Here is a 14540-nt window from a genome sequence, read left to right on the forward strand (position 1 = left end):
GTCGGGCCTTTCAGCGTGCGCGGGTGGCGGACTGCGGGTCGAGCACCACCGCTTCGCCGGGCGCCACGCCCGTCAGCACTTCCACACGGTCGCCATCGACCCGGCCCAGGCGCACCTGGCGCAGCAGCGGTTTGCCATGGGCGTCCTGCACATACAGGCCGGTCATCTCGGCGCGCCGCACGATGGCGGACACCGGCACCGTCACGCTTTTGGCCTGCTCGCTGCCGCCAGCGGCTGGCAGCCACAAGCGGGCAAACATGCCGGGCACCACACCTTGCACGGTACCGGGCAGCTCGGCACGCACCTGCACGGTGTGCGTGGCGGCGTCGATGGTGGGCAACACCTGCACGCGTGCGGCCTGGGGCCACTGTTGCGCGGCGGGCAGGCCGGGCAGTTCCACGCGCACGGCGTCTGCTTGCACGCGCGGTGCCAGCGACTGCGGCACGGCGGCCGTCACGCGCAGGCTGCTGGGGTCGTAGAGCGAGAGCAGGGTGCGGCCCGGCATGGCCATGTCGCCCAGTTGTACGGGCACTTCGGCCACGACGCCGGCATAGGGCGCACGCACGATGTTGAGCGCCGCCCCGGTGCGCGCCGCGCCGGCCTGTGCCGCCTGGGCCGCCACCTGGGCGCGGGCGGCCTTGTAGCCGGATTCGGCCTGGTCGAGTGCCGACTGGCTGATGTATTTCTTCTGGAACAGCTGCTTTTGCCGTTCGTACTCCCGCGTGGCCACGTCCAGCGAAGCACGGGCCGCCTGCACTTGGGCATCAACGGCGGCGGCGCTTTGGTCGGCGGCGCGGGCGTCAATGCGCAGCAGCAATTGCCCCGCCTTGACGGTGTCGCCCGCCTTGACGTTCAGTTCCACCACGGCGCCGGGCATCTGCGCGGCCACCACCGTCTGGCGCACGGCCTCGACCACGCCGTCAAAGCCGGTGCGGCCCTGCAGGGCCGCCGCCTGCGCCGGAGCGGTCTGCACATCGGCTGCATTGGCCGTGCCGGCCAGTGCCAGCACTACAGCCAATGCCTTCATGAGGGGGTGGATTTTCTGCATGGTTCTCTTTCGCACGCCCCGCTTTACAAGGCGGGTCTGGTCAATCAGGAAGTGTTGGACTATTATTTGCGCAACTAACTAAATAGTCAACAAGTTGATTTTTGACCGTTTTTAAATGCCATGAAATCCATTGCTGCGCCTGCCAGTGGTGACCGCATGGGCCAGCTGCCCGATGCGGCGCTGGAGACGGTGGCTGCGTACTTCCGGGTGCTCGGTGAACCCACGCGGCTGCAGCTGTTGCAGTGGCTGGGCGAAGGCGAGCACACAGTGGGGGCGCTGGCCGTGCTGTGCGGTTGCAGCATGGCCAATGTTTCGCGCCACCTGGCCTTGCTTACGCGCCATGGCCTGGTGCAGCGCGAGATGCGCGGTCACAGCGCCTGGTACCGGCGCGCCGACCCGTCGGTGGATGTGCTGTGCGACGGCGTCTGCGGCCATATCAGCCGCCATTTCGAGCGCTTGAGCAGCGAGCGCAGTTTCCCCCCGTCGGCCATTACATAGACATAGCGAAGCGCCCGCCCGCTCCCACGGCCTGGAACAGCGCCGCGCTGTCGGCCAGGCGCTGCGCCTGCGCGGCCACCAGGCTGCTGCGCAGTTGCAGGGCCTGTTGCTGGGCCACCAGCCATTGCAGGTGGCTGGCGGCGCCCAGCGCCAGTTGTTGCTGCGTGGCCTGCAGGCTGGCTTGCGCGGCGGCATCGGCGCGCTCCAGCGTGGCGAGCACTTGCGCATCGGCCTCGGTGGCGCGCAGGGCATCGGCCACGTTGCGCAGCGCGTCCAGCACCACGCCCTGGTACTGGGCGGCAGCGGCGTCCAGGCCTGCCAGCGCGGCGCGCTGCTGCGCCGGCAGGGCCGGGTCGAACAGGGGCTGGGTGAGTTGGGCAATCAGGCCCCACACGGCGGAGCCGCCGCCAAACAGGGCGCCCGCGGTCAGCGCCTGGCTGCCCAGGCTGGCGCTGAGGCGAAGCTGTGGGTACATGCGCGCCACGGCCACGCCGTGGTCTGCGCTGGCCGCCTGCACCAGCGCTTCGGCAGCCTGGATGTCAGGACGCTGGCGCACCAGTTCAGAGGGCAGCACCTGCGGCAGCGCAGCGGGCAGTGTGAAATCGTGCAGGGTGAAGGCGGGCAGCGGTACTGAGCCGGGCGTGCGCCCGGCCAGCACGGCCAGCAGGTGGCCGCTTTGCACTGCCTGTTTGCGCAATTGCAGAATGGACGCGCGGGTTTGCTCCAGCGCGGCCTGAAAGGCTTGCTCATCAGCAGGCATGGCTTGGCCCAGACGCACGCGCTCACGGGCGAGGGCGCTTTGCGCCTCCTGGTTGCGTGCAATCGCCTCCAGTGCTTCGGCCTGGGCAGCGATACGGGCCTGGGTGATGGCGGTGCTGGCCAGGCGTGCAGCCAGGTCCAGACGGGCTCCGGCGAGCTGGTAGCGACGGTAGTCGGTGCGTGCCGCGAGGGCTTCCAGGGCCCGCCGGTTGCCGCCCGACAGATCGAGCTGGTACTGCACGCCCACGCTGGCGCTGTGCAGACTGAAGGTGCGCCCGTCGCCCGGCAGTCCCTGCGCGCTGGGCGAAATGTGCTGGCGCCCACTGCCCACACCAAGGTCAACGCGCGGTAGCTGCGTGGCGCGCTCCTGCGCACCTTGCAGCTCCTGCGCCTGTCGCAGTTGGGCCTGCGCCGCTGCCAGCGTCGGGCTGGCCTTCAGGGCCTCGGCGATCAGCGCGTCCAGGCCGGGGGCGCCGAGCTGCTGCCACCAGGGCGCCTCCAGGTCCATGTCGGCGCGCCATGTCTGCGCTGCGCCAAAAGCGGTTTCGCTGGCGCTGTTCTGTACGGCTGGGGCCGGGTGCGGCAGTGCGTTGTCTGCCAGGGGCCCAGGGGCTTGGTAATCCGGGCCTGCCGCGCAGCCTGTGAGCAGGGCAGTCAGCAACAGGGCCCAGGCAGGGTGCCCGCCGGGCAGCCGGTGCAGCAAAGGGGTCTTCATGGCGTGGCCTCCCGCCGGACAGATCGGCCGGGCCGCAGGCGCAAAGCCAGGGCGCCGATGCCCAGCCACACCGCGGTGCGCAGTGCCATGGCGGCGACGGTGCGCACCTCAAAGGCGCCGCCCGTCAGCACATGGATTCCGAAAACCGCAAACACCAGGGCGCTGGCCAGGCCAATGCAGAGCGCCAGCCACGCTGCCCAGCCCAGGCGCCGCCACAGCGCAAGGCCTGCGGCCACGTAGGCAAAACCGGCCAGAAAGTTGAACCAGAGCACAAACGGCACATAGGCCCCGGCAGCGGTGCGTGCGGCTTCGCCGCCGAACAGCACGGTACCGCCCTCCTTGAGGGTCAGCAGGCCAAAGAGCACAGCGAACACGCTGGCACCGCGCAGCCAGGGATTGCGTTGCAGAAGGGCATTCATAGGGGTGGCCTCCGGGAGATGTTGCAAATTCATGGTGCGCGTCCTTCGCCCGCTTCCTCGTGCGTCACGCCGTCGCGGATGTGGTAAATCCGCTTGAAGGTCGGAATGATCTTCTCGTCGTGCGTGACTACGATCACGGCGGTCTCGAACCGCTGCGCCATGTCGTTGAGGATGCGGATCACCGCCATGGCGCGTTCGCTGTCGAGCGGCGCCGTGGGCTCGTCGGCCAGCACCACGGGCGGGCGGTTGACGAGGCCGCGTGCAATGGCCACGCGCTGCTGTTCGCCGCCCGACAGCTGCGCGGGCATGGCGCGGGCGCGGTGGCCCACGTCCAGCGCATCCAGGAGGTCACGTGCCCGCTGGCGCGCCTCGCCGTTCGGCACCCCGGCCAGCATGGGCAGCAGGGCGACGTTGTCGGTCACGTCCAGAAACGGAATCAGGTAGGGCGCCTGGAACACGAAGCCGATGCGGTCGCGCCGCAGCGCGCGCAGGTCGCGAATCTTCCAGCCGTTGTCGTAGATGACTTCATCGCCCAGCGTCATGCGCCCGGCGCTGGGTTCGATCACCGCGCCCAGGCATTTGAGCAGCGTGCTTTTGCCCGAGCCGGATGGCCCGATCAGCCCGACGACCTCGCCCGGCGCGACGACCATGTTGACGTCCTTGAGCGCGTCCACGGCGGTATCGCCCTGCCCGTAGCGCTTGCGCACGCCTTCGATGAGAATCCCTCGACCTGCCATGTCAGCCTCCCACCGCTTCGGCGGGATCGACGCGCAGCGCGGCGCGGATGGCGACGCCGCTGGCCAGCACGCAGATGGCCAGAATGGCCGCCAGCCCGGCGGCGGTGTCCTGCGGCACCAGCAGCACGTATTTGGGGAAGGCGGGCGCCATCAGCGTGGCAGAGATCTTGCCCACCACGAAGCCGATCAACCCCAGGCCCAGCGCCTGCTGCACGATCATGCCGACGATGGTGCGGTTCTTGGTGCCGATGAGTTTGAGCACCGCGATCTCGCGGATCTTGCCCAGGGTGAGCGTGTAGATGATGAAGGCCACGATGGCCGCGCTGACCAGCGCCAGAATGGCCAGGAACATACCGATCTGCTTGGCCGAGGTGGCAATGAGTTTGCCGACCAGGATGCCGTCCATCTGCGCGCGCGTGGTGGCTGTGAGGCGCTGCCAGCGGTGAATGGAATCCGCCACCTCTTGCGCATCGTGCCCGGCCCGTACCCGCACCAGCACGGCGTTGACCGAAGGGTTGCTGCTTTGCGAGGCAATCACTGCGTCGAGCAGGCCGGGTACTCCGGGGCGGTTGAATACGGGGTTGGCGGCGGTGCGGTGGCGGCTTTGCCAAAGAGCGTCGTTGTCGCGCAGAAATTGCGCGGCCTGCGCATCCTTGAGCGGAATGAACACCATCGGGTCGCCCCCCGAAGACACCATGCGCCGCGTGAGCCCGACCACGGTGTAGCTATTGCGCCGGATCTGGATGCGCTCGCCCAGCGCCAGGCCGCTGGCGATGTCTGCCACGGCCTCGTAGTGGCTGCGCGTAATTTGTCTCCCCGCCACCAGGTAGGGCGGCCAGCCGGGTGTGCCGCTGCCGCCCGGTGCGATGCCGACGACCATGGCGCGCACATCGCTGACGGCTCCGGCGGCGCCCGCAGCGCCAGTGTTGCCCGCTAGGCGCTGCACCTGCATGGTGAGGTAGGTGACGTTGGCGGCGTCCTGCACGCCGGGCAGCGCCCGCAGGCTGCGCCAGGTGCTGTCGTTCAGGCTCGATGGCTCGGCATACGGCCCCAGCGTACCCTGCTGCACCACCCAGATGTCGGCGCCGCTGTTGTCCAGCAGCGCGCGCCCGTCGTCCACCATGCCGCGGTACACCCCGGCCATGGTGAGCGTGACGCCGATCAGCAGCCCCAGGCCAATGCCGGTGAAGACAAACTTGCCCCAGGCATGGAGGATGTCGCGGCCCGCCAGGCTGATCACGGCGCCCCCTTGGTGATGCGGTCCACCACGTGGGTGTTGCTGCGGGCGCTCAGTTCTTTCTCGCTGTAGACAACGATGCGCGCGCCTTCCTTCAAACCGCTCTGCACCTGCACCTGGCCGTCCAGATCAGCCTGGCCCAGCACCAGGGGGGCAAAGCGCAGGCCGTCCGCGCCCAGTTCCCATACGCCCATCTTGCCGCCCACGCGCCGCAGGGCGGCGTTGGGAATGGTGGGCGCGGCGGCCAGTTCCGGCAGGGTGATGGTCACTTCCGCCAGCGTGCCCAGCGGTGGCAAGGGCGTGGGCAGGGTGGCCAGTACCACCTTGGCCAGCGTCTCTTCGGTCACCGCATCGGCCAGAGGCTCGACGCGCAGCACACGGGCGGCCAGCGGCGTACCAGTGTCCGAGCGCAGCAGCACCTGGGCGGGCAGGCCGGCGCGCAGGCCCGCAGAACTGGTTTGGTCAAAGCGCACGTTGACCCACAGGCTGGCCGGGTCTACCAAATCCACGACGGCCTGCCCGGGCACCACGGTGCTGCCGGGTTCGGCCAGGCGGGCGGTGACCAGGGCGTCCGCCGGGGCGCGCAGGCGCAGTTGGCCACGCTGCGTGCGCAAGGCTTCCAGCTCGGCGCGCAGGCGCGCCACCTCGGCCTGGCTACCTGCCAGAGCGGCGTTGGCGCTGGCCAAGTCTTGCTGGCGCGCGGTGGCGGTCTCTTCGCTGGTGGCACGCACGGCCAGCAACTCGGCGTAGCGCGTGGCCTGGGTCTGTGCCTGCTGCTGGCGGGCCTGTGCGTCCTTCAGGCTGGCCTGGGCGCGTTGTACGGCGGCGGCCTGGGCGCGCAGGCGTTCGTCAAAATCCACCGCATCCATTTCGCCCAGCACCTGGCCTGCCGTAACGCGCTCGCCCACTTCCGTCGATAGGCGCAGCACGCGCCCGGCTACTGTGGGACCCACGTGGTAGGTAGTGCGCGCTTCCACCGTGCCAATGCCGAACAGGGCAGGCGTGATGGCGCGCTGCCGGGCCGTGGCCACAGTGACGGCCACCGGGGCGAGTGGGCCTGAGCGCAGCACAACATAAATAAACAGAGCGGCGAGGGGCACCACCACGGCCAATAGGGCCAGGGTGCGGCGTTGCAGGGGGAGTCGGCTCATGGCACGCTCCGAATACCGCGTTGGTAAATGGCAAACACACGCGGCGCATCGCGGCGGATGCGTTCTACGTCGCCGGACAGCATCGATTGCATGACCAGGCCCTGGATGGTGCCGATGAACAGCGTGGCTGCGGCTTCGGTGTCCAGATCGGGGTCGATCTGGCCCTGTGCCTTGCCCTGCGCGAACAATTGCTGCAGGCGCTCGCCGTAGCGCCCCAGCAGCGTACGCACCATGCGCCGTGGCAGGCTGTCGCCAGTGCGCTGGAGTTCGCCAAACATCATGCGCGGTACGCCAGGATGCTCGGCGATGAAACCGGCGTGGGCCAGAAACATGGCTTCGAGCGCCGCCAGGGGCGTGGGGGCATCTTGTGCAGCCCGCTCCACACGGGCCAGCAACTGCTCAGCCACCCACTCCATCACGGCTTGCAAGATGGCGTCCTTGGAGGGGAAGTGCCGGAACAGCGCGCCTTGCGTCAAATGCATGTGGCTGGCGATGGCGCTGGTGGTGATGTCGCTGGGGTTCTGCGTGGCGGCCAGTTGCACGACCGCCTCCACGGTGGCGGCGCGGCGCTCGTCCGCAGGCAGGGGCTTGGCACGGGTGGACATGGATCAGATTTATTTGGCAGTAAGTAATTGATTACTATCTTAAGAGATGTGTTTGTTGATAGGCAAGCATTTTGGGAAGCCCTTGCGTTCGTCAGGGTTGGGGGTTTAGGGTTTTGTGTGCGGCTATACGCATCCAGAAAGAGGCCGCTGCCACCTAGAATGGGCTGAGGAGCGTGGACGTGCGGGTGGCGTTTCTGCCCGGGGGTCGTTGAAAGGCAACAACATGGGTCTGGGTGCCCGCTGCAAGGCGTGGGTCAATGGGGTGCTGGGGAGCGATCCACACATGCGCATCCGCATGTCTATGGCGGCTGTAGCGTCGTTTTTGATGTTGGCCTGCGCCGCCTTGCTCAACTTCCTGGCACTGGCCGGGCTGGCACGCCCCGACGGCGTGCGCTGGTGGACACTGGTCACCGTGACGGTACTGGTCGCTGTGCTGGTGTTGATCCGCAGTGGTTGGTCGCTGCGACTGCCCGACCCAGCGCTGACGCAGTTTCAGATCCGTTATGCCTTGGCTTCGAATGCGGTGGGGTATGTCATCCTGGGCGAGGCGCGGGGCATCACGCCGGTCATTCTGTCGCTGATTCTGATGTTCGGTATCTTCGGAATGTCGATCCGGCAGATGACCATCAATATGCTGTTTGCACTGCTGAGCTTTGGCGCTGCCATTGCCGTGGTGTTCTGGCTGGGTCTGGCGGGCAATCCCTGGGTGGAGATGGCCTATGCCGTGATGGTCTTTCTGGTGCTCGTGGGAAGCACTTTCATTGCCATCCGCATGCAGCACATCCGGCGTCGCCTGACGGAGCAAAAGAACGCCCTGACCGTAGCGCTCGAACAGATCGGCCACCTGGCGACGCATGACGAACTCACGGGCCTGATCAACCGCCGCCGCATGACCGAGTTGATGGAGGCCGAGCGACAGCGCTGCGAGCGCGGCCGCCGCCCGCTTGCGCTGGCGCTCCTGGATCTGGACCACTTCAAGCTGGTCAATGACCGCCATGGCCACGCGGCAGGCGACGAGGTGCTACGAGCGTTTGTGGCCTGTGTGCAAGGCGTTTTGCGCAGTACCGATGTGCTGGCGCGTTGGGGCGGTGAGGAATTCATACTGATGCTGTACGACACCGACGCACGTGGCGCTGCCCATCTGCTGGAGCGGGTGCGCACCAGCGTGGAGGCGATGGAGGTGACCGTAGGCGCTCGCACGCTCAGCGTTACGGTTTCCGCAGGGCTGGCGTTGGGCGAGCCGGGAGAAGCCGTCGAACGCACCCTGGAGCGTGCTGACCAGGCCCTGTACCGCGCCAAGGAAAAAGGGCGCAACCAGGTGGTGTACGACGGCGAAGCACACGAGGAAACAGCGCGAACCGTGGTGGGGCACCGGCCTTATATATAAAAATGGCCTTTAGAGCTTATCGGTAAAGCGCCATCAGCTATAAAAATTATAGCTGATCAGCGAATCCGCGGCACAGCCTGCATCTGCTCTGGCGTCGTAAACCATGCGGCGCTTTCACCCATCCGGGCCCGCGCCTGGGCGATTTCGTGCCGCGCCACGCTGCGCAAATGCACTTCATCCGGCCCATCCATCAGATGCAGTGCCCGGCCCCAGCTCCAGAATTGCGCCAGCGGGGTGTCGGGTGAGAGGCCCATGGCACCAAAGACCTGCATGGCACGGTCGACCACACGGCTTTGCAGGCGTGCGGCCACGACCTTGATGGCTGCGACCTGGGCGCGTGTCGCCGCGGCGTCCACCGCGCTACCCTGGTCGAGCAGCCAGGCCGTGTGCAGCACCAGCAAGCGCGCCTGGTTGATCTCGATGCGCGACTCGGCCAGCCAGTCCTGCACGTTGGAAAACTCAGATTCATAGCGGCCGAACATCTGGCGCTCCAGCGTGCGCTCGGCGGCCAGTTGCAAGGCCAGCTCACACTGGCCAATCGTGCGCATGCAATGGTGCACACGCCCGGGCCCCAGGCGCGCCTGCGCCATCGCAAAACCGGCTCCCCATTCGCCCAGCAATGATTCCTGCGGTACACGAACGCTCTGCAGCAGAATCTCGCAATGCCCTTCAGGAGCGTGGTGGTGCAGCACGGGAATATTGCGCAGCACCTGCACGCCCGGCGCGTCGAGCGGCACCAGCACCATGCTGTGGCGACGGTGGGCGCCGTTGCCTTCGCCGGTGTCTTCCTCGGCATTGCGGCACATCACAATCAGCAGCCTGCAGTGCGGGTGCGCCGCACCGGTAATGAACCATTTGCGGCCGCTTACCACCAGGCCGTCGCCCTCGCGGCGTACGGTCGTCTGCAGGTTGGTGGGGTCAGACGACGCGACATCCGGCTCGCTCATCGCAAACGCCGAGCGGATCTCGCCGTGAAGCAGGGGAAGCAGCCATTGGGCCCGCTGCGCATCGCTCGCGAAACGGTGGAGCAATTCCATGTTGCCGGTGTCGGGTGCGCTGCAATTGAAAACCTCTGATGCCCACGGCAGGCGGCCCATGCACTCGGCCAGGGGCGCATAGTCCAGGTTGGACAGGCGCGTGCCCGGGTCCTGCGGGCGCAGGCCGGGCAAAAACAGGTTCCATAGCCCTTCTTCGCGTGCCAGCGCCTTCAGGTCATCGAGGAAGGGGGGAGGGAAGACTCCGTCCTGCACAGAACGGTGCCATGCTGCGTTGTGTGGCAACAGGTAACGCCGCACGAAGGCGTCAAGGCGCTGGTGCAGATCCTGTGCGCGGGGGGATGGGGCAAAGTCCATACGGCATTGTGGGCGGCCGCGGCGCCGTCGTCACAACGCAGGCGACAGCGGGTGCTGGCGCACCAGCACGGGAATGCTCAACAGCACAGCAAGCAACACCGCTGCCGCCATGTTGTGCGCCAGCGCCACGCCCAGCGGGAGACCCAGGGTCACCAAAGCCACGCCCAGTGCCCACTGTAGTGCCAACACTGCCAGAAGCCATAGAGCGACGGCGCGCAGCCCATTGCGCCAGGCCGCAACCGCCAGCGGAAACAGAACCGCCACGACCACCAGTCCACCCATGCGGTGCAGCAGGTGCACCCAGGCTCCTGCCGGGTTATGCGGCAATGCGGCACCGACCTGAGGTTCCTGCCATGGGTTGAAGGCGCCCCAGGTGCCTGCATTCAGGTCACAGCCGGACAAGCCGGTGCAACTCAGCCCGGCTTGCCCGGCACTGACCAGCCCGCCCAGCGCCACCTGCACCAGCAGGAGGGCCGCGCCCCACCAGGCCCAGCGCGCCAGGCGCGAAGGCGTGCCACCCGGTGCGGTGACGGTGTTGCTGGCCAGCGCCATCTGTACGCTCAAGGCGAACATGGCAAATCCGCCCAGCAGGTTGCCCAGGGTGACCGCAGGCATGCGGGCTTGTGCCGTCCAGCGCCCGAGCACGGCCAGGAACAGTGCCAGCACCAACAGCCCCAGCGCCAGCCGTCCCTGGGACCACAACACCGGCTTTGACGCCAGCGCCGCCATCACCATGACCAGGACAAGCAGCAGCGCCGTCGAGGCAATGACCCGGTGCGCAAGCCGTGCATTGGCGATGGCGGGATCCGCTGCTGGCAGGGGCGGTTCGCCCTGCTGCTGTGCGCGCAGTGATTGCCCGTAGCACTGCGGCCAGGGCTCGCAGCCCAGGCCCGCTTTGGACAGGCGGATATACGCACTCAGGCTGGTGATGGCCAGCACCAGCGCGGCACAGACCCAGGCCATGCGCTGCAGTAACCGTAGCCGTCGAATTGCTGGAGCTGCTGTGATGGGCTGATCAGAAGAGGTCATGTGGTGAGAAACCATAACAGCGCGAGATAAAAACGCACCAAACGAAATCAGGTGCCGATTTGGAAAGAAATAAATCAGAGTACGGGAAAACCCGGATGGCGCACGAAAACTGCGATTAAAAGCACCCGAATATTCAAAAACCAAGCGTTTACCCTTACCCGGGGCCTCTTAACTATTGATTGAAATCATGTTTAAGTCGGAGTAGTCGATAAAAAATGTCAGGTACTGTCCGCTTTACCAAGGAGAAGACATGAGCCAGCACGACGACGAGAACGAAAAAGTTCCGCTTATGCAACAGCTATTGGACAACCCGTTCCTATTGCTGTTTTTAGGTGTGATGATTCCCATGATCGTATATTCGCTCTGGGGCGTTATCGATATTTTGACCATTCCGGTGGCCAAATAAGGGAGCAACGCACATGAGCGCCATTCTTCCCCCCTCAGAGCGGTTGTGGTGGAAACACCCGCTGGACCGTCTCGAAGCCGTCTGGATCGTGATCGCCTTCATCTGGTGCATGGTCATGTTTTTCATGATGGTTTTCTGGCACGTCTACGGTAAGCAGAACCTTGCGACCGAGACCTACAAAACCACGCCGGAAAAGTTCACCGTCTCGACCCAGGCCATGGTGGACAAATACACCGTTCGTACGGAAACCGACCAGAACATTCCTGTAGTGCACCCGCCTGAGGGCAGTGACATTTACCTGATTGGTCGCCTGTGGAACTGGTGGCCGATTCTGGAATTGGAAAAAAACAAATCCTACAAGCTGCACCTGACCTCGTTGGACTACAACCACGGTTTCTCGCTGCAACCCACCAATATCAACATCCAGGTGGTGCCGGGATATGAGCATGTGATCAAGGTCACGCCCAACGAGTCCGGCACTTTTTCCATTGTCTGCAACGAATTCTGCGGTATCAACCACCACACCATGGTGGGCCGCATGTACGTGAAGTAGCAGGAGCAAGGACATGACTGCAACCACTTACCGTACCTGCCCGCGTTCGGGCCTGCAATTCGAATCCCAGGCTGAAAAGCTGATGATCGCCAACGCCGTCGCCGCTGTCGTAGCGCTACTCGTGGGCGGCCTTCTGGCCATTGGCGTGGTGCTGACCCGTTGGCCTGCCGTGCATTGGCTGGCGGCCGACACCTTCTACATGGTGCTCACCGCCCACGGCATCGACATGCTGATCTTCTGGATCATCTTCTTCGAGGTCGCGGTCCTGTACTTCGCCTCTTCCACGCTGTTGCGATGCCGCATTGCCACACCCAAGATCGCCTGGGCAGGCTTTGCGCTGATGCTCATCGGCGCAGTGATGAACAACCTCACGGTGTTCCAGGGTGGCTCCAGCGTGATGATGACGTCCTACGTACCCATGATGGCATCGTCCTGGTTTTACCTGGGGCTCATCCTGTTCGCCGTGGGTGCTCTGGTGGCCTGCTTTGTGTTCTTTGGAACGCTGGTGGTCGCCAAACGCGAAAAAACCTACGAAGGCTCGGTGCCCCTGGTGACCTTTGGCGCCATTACGGCCGCCATCATTGCAGTGTTCACCATCGTTTCGGGTGCCATCATCCTGATTCCCACCTACCTGATGGCCATTGGTCTGGTCAATGAAGTGGATCCGCTGATCTATCGCACCATCTGGTGGGCCTTTGGCCACTCGTCGCAGCAGATCAACGTGGCAGCGCACATTTCGATCTGGTACGCCGTGGCGGCCATCGCCTTCGGTGCCAAGCCCATGTCTGAGCGCGTGAGCCGTGGCGCCTTCCTGCTGTACATCCTGTTCCTGCAGCTCGCCAGTGCCCACCACCTGCTGGCCGACCCCGGCATCAGCACCGAGTGGAAAGTGGTGAACACCAGCTACTTCATGTACTTCGCCGTGCTCGCTTCGATGATCCACGCGCTGTCCATCCCGGGCGCCATGGAAGTCGCGCAGCGTGCCAAAGGCTACAACAAAGGCCTGTTCGAGTGGCTGCGCAAGGCACCGTGGGGTAACCCGGCTTTCTCGGGTGTGTTCATATCGCTCGTCGGCTTTGGTTTCCTGGGCGGCATCTCCGGCGTGATGATGGGCACGGAACAGCTCAACCTGCTGATCCACAACACCATCTACGTGCCAGGCCATTTCCACGCCACGGTGGTGATTGGTACCACGCTGACCTTCATGGCCCTGACGTACTTCCTGATTCCGGTGCTGTTCCGCCGCGAGATGATCTCGCCCGGTCTGGCCAAGATCCAGCCGTACCTCTTTGGCTTCTCGATGTACTTCTTCTGCCTCGTGATGATGGGCGCCGGTACGCTGGGTGTGTCCCGTCGGCACTGGGACATGGCCTTCAGCGGCGCAGCCCTGGCCTATGAATGGCCCGGCGCGGCGTATCTGATGATGGGCCTGGTCGGCATCGGGGGTATTGCAGCCATCGTGGGCGGCGGCATCTACATCTATGTCACGGTCGGCTCCATTCTGTGGGGCAAGAAGCTCGATACCGGCGTCGTGAGCCCCAAGTTCACCCCGGTGGGTCGCGCAGCGCCTACCGCCGCCGCGCAAACCTACGGCTCGGCAGGGTTCGTGGCCCCTGGCACCTTCGTGCTGGCCATGTTCTTCCTTGTGTCCTTCGTGCTGTACTACTTCATCAACTGGAAGTACCTGGGCCAGCTCTGGGGCCTGAGCTAAGCGGGACACTGCGCCATGCACACCACCACGCTCCATCCCGCCGGGCGCAGTGCAGCGCAGTTGACGCGCGACGTCATCTCGCTGTTCAAGCTGCGCATCGGTGTGCTGATCATGATTACGGCGCTTGTGGGCATGGCGGTCTCGCCAGGCCCGGCACCTGGCCTGGCACAGGTGCTCGTGCTGGCGCTGTCGGTGCTGGTCGCATCCGCCAGCGCGGGTGCGTTCAACCAGTATGTCGAGCACGAGAGTGATCGCCTGATGGCGCGCACGCGCAAGCGTGCGTTTGTCACGGGTGCACTGCCCCACCATCCTGCCTGGCTCGTCCTCATGGCCGTGCTGCTGGCAGGGGCTGTGGCGGCAGCCTGGCTGGTGCTCAATGCAGCGGCAGCGCTGTATGTCTTTCTGGGTGCCTTTTTCTATGGGGTGGTCTACACCCTGTGGCTCAAGCGGCGCACGGCGCTCAATATTGTGATCGGTGGTCTGGCGGGCAGCTTTGCAGTGCTCGCCGGGGCTGCTGCCATCGATCCGGGCCTGGGTCCGCTGCCCGTGCTGCTGGCTCTGGTGCTGTTCTTGTGGACGCCGCCGCATTTCTGGAGTCTGGCGATTGCCAACAAGACCGACTATGCCGACGCGGGCGTGCCCATGCTGCCGGTCGTCGTGGGCACCGAGCGTGCTGCGCGCATCGTCCTGGGCAGCACGGTGGCCTTGTTCGTGGCTTCGCTGCTGCCCCTGGGGTTTGGTGCCGGGCCGGTGTATGCCGTGGGTGCACTGGCTGGGGGCCTGCACTTCGTGCACAAGTCGTGGCTTCTGGTGCGCCAGCCCAGCCGCTCCACCGCCATGGGTTCGTTCTTTGCCTCGCTGATCCAGCTCAGTGTGCTGCTCGTGGCGGCGTGCATTGACGCTTTCATGCGCTAGGGCCCGCAGGACGGATGC

General features: G+C 65.5%; 15 protein-coding genes. 6 read left to right on the plus strand and 9 right to left on the minus strand.

Annotation, left to right across the window (positions count from 1 at the left end; genetic code table 11):
• Positions 1-10: 10 nt before the first annotated feature.
• Positions 11-1048 carry an efflux RND transporter periplasmic adaptor subunit gene (locus ACYVOC_RS03375; RefSeq protein WP_461160884.1) on the minus strand — a complete coding sequence of 346 codons (1038 nt, stop codon included), beginning with the start codon at positions 1046-1048 and terminating at the stop codon, positions 11-13.
• A 120-nt stretch (positions 1049-1168) separates the two neighbouring features.
• Between ACYVOC_RS03375 and ACYVOC_RS03380 the strand changes: the two genes are divergently transcribed.
• Complete coding sequence (locus ACYVOC_RS03380; RefSeq protein WP_461160885.1) at positions 1169-1546, plus strand: ArsR/SmtB family transcription factor; 378 nt, start codon at positions 1169-1171, stop codon at positions 1544-1546.
• On the opposite strand, the gene ACYVOC_RS03385 is transcribed toward ACYVOC_RS03380, so the two are convergent.
• From ACYVOC_RS03385 to ACYVOC_RS03410, 6 genes are read right to left on the minus strand one after another with little or no spacing between them, the layout of a single operon-like run.
• Positions 1539-3020: an efflux transporter outer membrane subunit gene (locus ACYVOC_RS03385; protein ID WP_461160886.1), complete on the minus strand. Its 1482-nt coding sequence runs from the start codon at positions 3018-3020 to the stop codon at positions 1539-1541. The genes ACYVOC_RS03380 and ACYVOC_RS03385 overlap by 8 nt on opposite strands.
• Positions 3017-3439, minus strand: a complete 423-nt coding sequence (locus tag ACYVOC_RS03390) for a hypothetical protein (RefSeq protein ID WP_461160887.1) — start codon at positions 3437-3439, stop codon at positions 3017-3019. The genes ACYVOC_RS03385 and ACYVOC_RS03390 overlap by 4 nt, the downstream gene beginning before the upstream one ends.
• A 29-nt stretch (positions 3440-3468) precedes the next feature.
• Entirely contained in the window at positions 3469-4176 is a 708-nt protein-coding gene (locus ACYVOC_RS03395; RefSeq protein ID WP_461160888.1) for an ABC transporter ATP-binding protein, read from the minus strand.
• Between the two features lies 1 nt (position 4177).
• The gene (locus ACYVOC_RS03400; RefSeq protein WP_461160889.1) at positions 4178-5416 is read right to left on the minus strand and encodes an ABC transporter permease; all 1239 of its coding nucleotides are present in this window, start codon (positions 5414-5416) and stop codon (positions 4178-4180) included.
• Positions 5413-6564 carry an efflux RND transporter periplasmic adaptor subunit gene (locus ACYVOC_RS03405; RefSeq protein ID WP_461160890.1) on the minus strand — a complete coding sequence of 384 codons (1152 nt, stop codon included), beginning with the start codon at positions 6562-6564 and terminating at the stop codon, positions 5413-5415. The genes ACYVOC_RS03400 and ACYVOC_RS03405 overlap by 4 nt, the downstream gene beginning before the upstream one ends.
• The gene (locus tag ACYVOC_RS03410) at positions 6561-7169 is read right to left on the minus strand and encodes a TetR/AcrR family transcriptional regulator (protein ID WP_116005652.1); all 609 of its coding nucleotides are present in this window, start codon (positions 7167-7169) and stop codon (positions 6561-6563) included. The genes ACYVOC_RS03405 and ACYVOC_RS03410 overlap by 4 nt, the downstream gene beginning before the upstream one ends.
• A gap of 223 nt (positions 7170-7392) precedes the next feature.
• Between ACYVOC_RS03410 and ACYVOC_RS03415 the strand changes: the two genes are divergently transcribed.
• Positions 7393-8556, plus strand: a complete 1164-nt coding sequence (locus tag ACYVOC_RS03415; protein WP_233521195.1) for a GGDEF domain-containing protein — start codon at positions 7393-7395, stop codon at positions 8554-8556.
• A 56-nt stretch (positions 8557-8612) separates the two neighbouring features.
• Here ACYVOC_RS03415 and ACYVOC_RS03420 read toward each other — a convergent pair whose 3' ends face one another.
• Both ACYVOC_RS03420 and ACYVOC_RS03425 read right to left on the minus strand, forming a co-directional pair.
• Entirely contained in the window at positions 8613-9908 is a 1296-nt protein-coding gene (locus tag ACYVOC_RS03420) for an acyl-CoA dehydrogenase family protein (RefSeq protein ID WP_461160891.1), read from the minus strand.
• 30 nt (positions 9909-9938) lie between these two features.
• Positions 9939-10937 carry a COX15/CtaA family protein gene (locus ACYVOC_RS03425; RefSeq protein WP_461160892.1) on the minus strand — a complete coding sequence of 333 codons (999 nt, stop codon included), beginning with the start codon at positions 10935-10937 and terminating at the stop codon, positions 9939-9941.
• A 250-nt stretch (positions 10938-11187) separates the two neighbouring features.
• On the opposite strand from ACYVOC_RS03425, the gene ACYVOC_RS03430 reads away from it, so the two are divergent.
• The 4 genes from ACYVOC_RS03430 to cyoE are packed head-to-tail and all read left to right on the plus strand — an operon-like array spanning position 11188 to position 14522.
• A complete protein-coding gene (locus tag ACYVOC_RS03430) occupies positions 11188-11343 on the plus strand; it encodes a hypothetical protein (protein ID WP_461160893.1) in 156 nt (51 codons plus the stop codon).
• A gap of 13 nt (positions 11344-11356) precedes the next feature.
• Positions 11357-11896, plus strand: a complete 540-nt coding sequence (locus ACYVOC_RS03435) for a cupredoxin domain-containing protein (protein ID WP_116005655.1) — start codon at positions 11357-11359, stop codon at positions 11894-11896.
• Between the two features lie 13 nt (positions 11897-11909).
• Positions 11910-13607 carry a cbb3-type cytochrome c oxidase subunit I gene (locus ACYVOC_RS03440; protein WP_116005656.1) on the plus strand — a complete coding sequence of 566 codons (1698 nt, stop codon included), beginning with the start codon at positions 11910-11912 and terminating at the stop codon, positions 13605-13607.
• A 15-nt stretch (positions 13608-13622) separates the two neighbouring features.
• The gene (cyoE, locus tag ACYVOC_RS03445; RefSeq protein ID WP_116005657.1) at positions 13623-14522 is read left to right on the plus strand and encodes a heme o synthase; all 900 of its coding nucleotides are present in this window, start codon (positions 13623-13625) and stop codon (positions 14520-14522) included.
• Positions 14523-14540 lie beyond the last annotated feature (18 nt).

The organism is Simplicispira piscis, assembly GCF_054783455.1.

Bases quoted from the DNA above. Each gene is read 5' to 3' on its own strand.
- ACYVOC_RS03375 (WP_461160884.1), bottom strand. From the start codon at position 1,048: ATGCAGAAAATCCACCCCCTCATGAAGGCATTGGCTGTAGTGCTGGCA.
- ACYVOC_RS03430 (WP_461160893.1), top strand. From the start codon at position 11,188: ATGAGCCAGCACGACGACGAGAACGAAAAAGTTCCGCTTATGCAACAG.
- ACYVOC_RS03425 (WP_461160892.1), bottom strand. From the start codon at position 10,937: ATGACCTCTTCTGATCAGCCCATCACAGCAGCTCCAGCAATTCGACGG.
- ACYVOC_RS03435 (WP_116005655.1), top strand. From the start codon at position 11,357: ATGAGCGCCATTCTTCCCCCCTCAGAGCGGTTGTGGTGGAAACACCCG.
- ACYVOC_RS03380 (WP_461160885.1), top strand. From the start codon at position 1,169: ATGAAATCCATTGCTGCGCCTGCCAGTGGTGACCGCATGGGCCAGCTG.
- ACYVOC_RS03390 (WP_461160887.1), bottom strand. From the start codon at position 3,439: ATGAATGCCCTTCTGCAACGCAATCCCTGGCTGCGCGGTGCCAGCGTG.
- ACYVOC_RS03420 (WP_461160891.1), bottom strand. From the start codon at position 9,908: ATGGACTTTGCCCCATCCCCCCGCGCACAGGATCTGCACCAGCGCCTT.
- ACYVOC_RS03395 (WP_461160888.1), bottom strand. From the start codon at position 4,176: ATGGCAGGTCGAGGGATTCTCATCGAAGGCGTGCGCAAGCGCTACGGG.
- ACYVOC_RS03405 (WP_461160890.1), bottom strand. From the start codon at position 6,564: ATGAGCCGACTCCCCCTGCAACGCCGCACCCTGGCCCTATTGGCCGTG.
- ACYVOC_RS03410 (WP_116005652.1), bottom strand. From the start codon at position 7,169: ATGTCCACCCGTGCCAAGCCCCTGCCTGCGGACGAGCGCCGCGCCGCC.
- ACYVOC_RS03385 (WP_461160886.1), bottom strand. From the start codon at position 3,020: ATGAAGACCCCTTTGCTGCACCGGCTGCCCGGCGGGCACCCTGCCTGG.
- ACYVOC_RS03440 (WP_116005656.1), top strand. From the start codon at position 11,910: ATGACTGCAACCACTTACCGTACCTGCCCGCGTTCGGGCCTGCAATTC.
- cyoE (WP_116005657.1), top strand. From the start codon at position 13,623: ATGCACACCACCACGCTCCATCCCGCCGGGCGCAGTGCAGCGCAGTTG.
- ACYVOC_RS03415 (WP_233521195.1), top strand. From the start codon at position 7,393: ATGGGTCTGGGTGCCCGCTGCAAGGCGTGGGTCAATGGGGTGCTGGGG.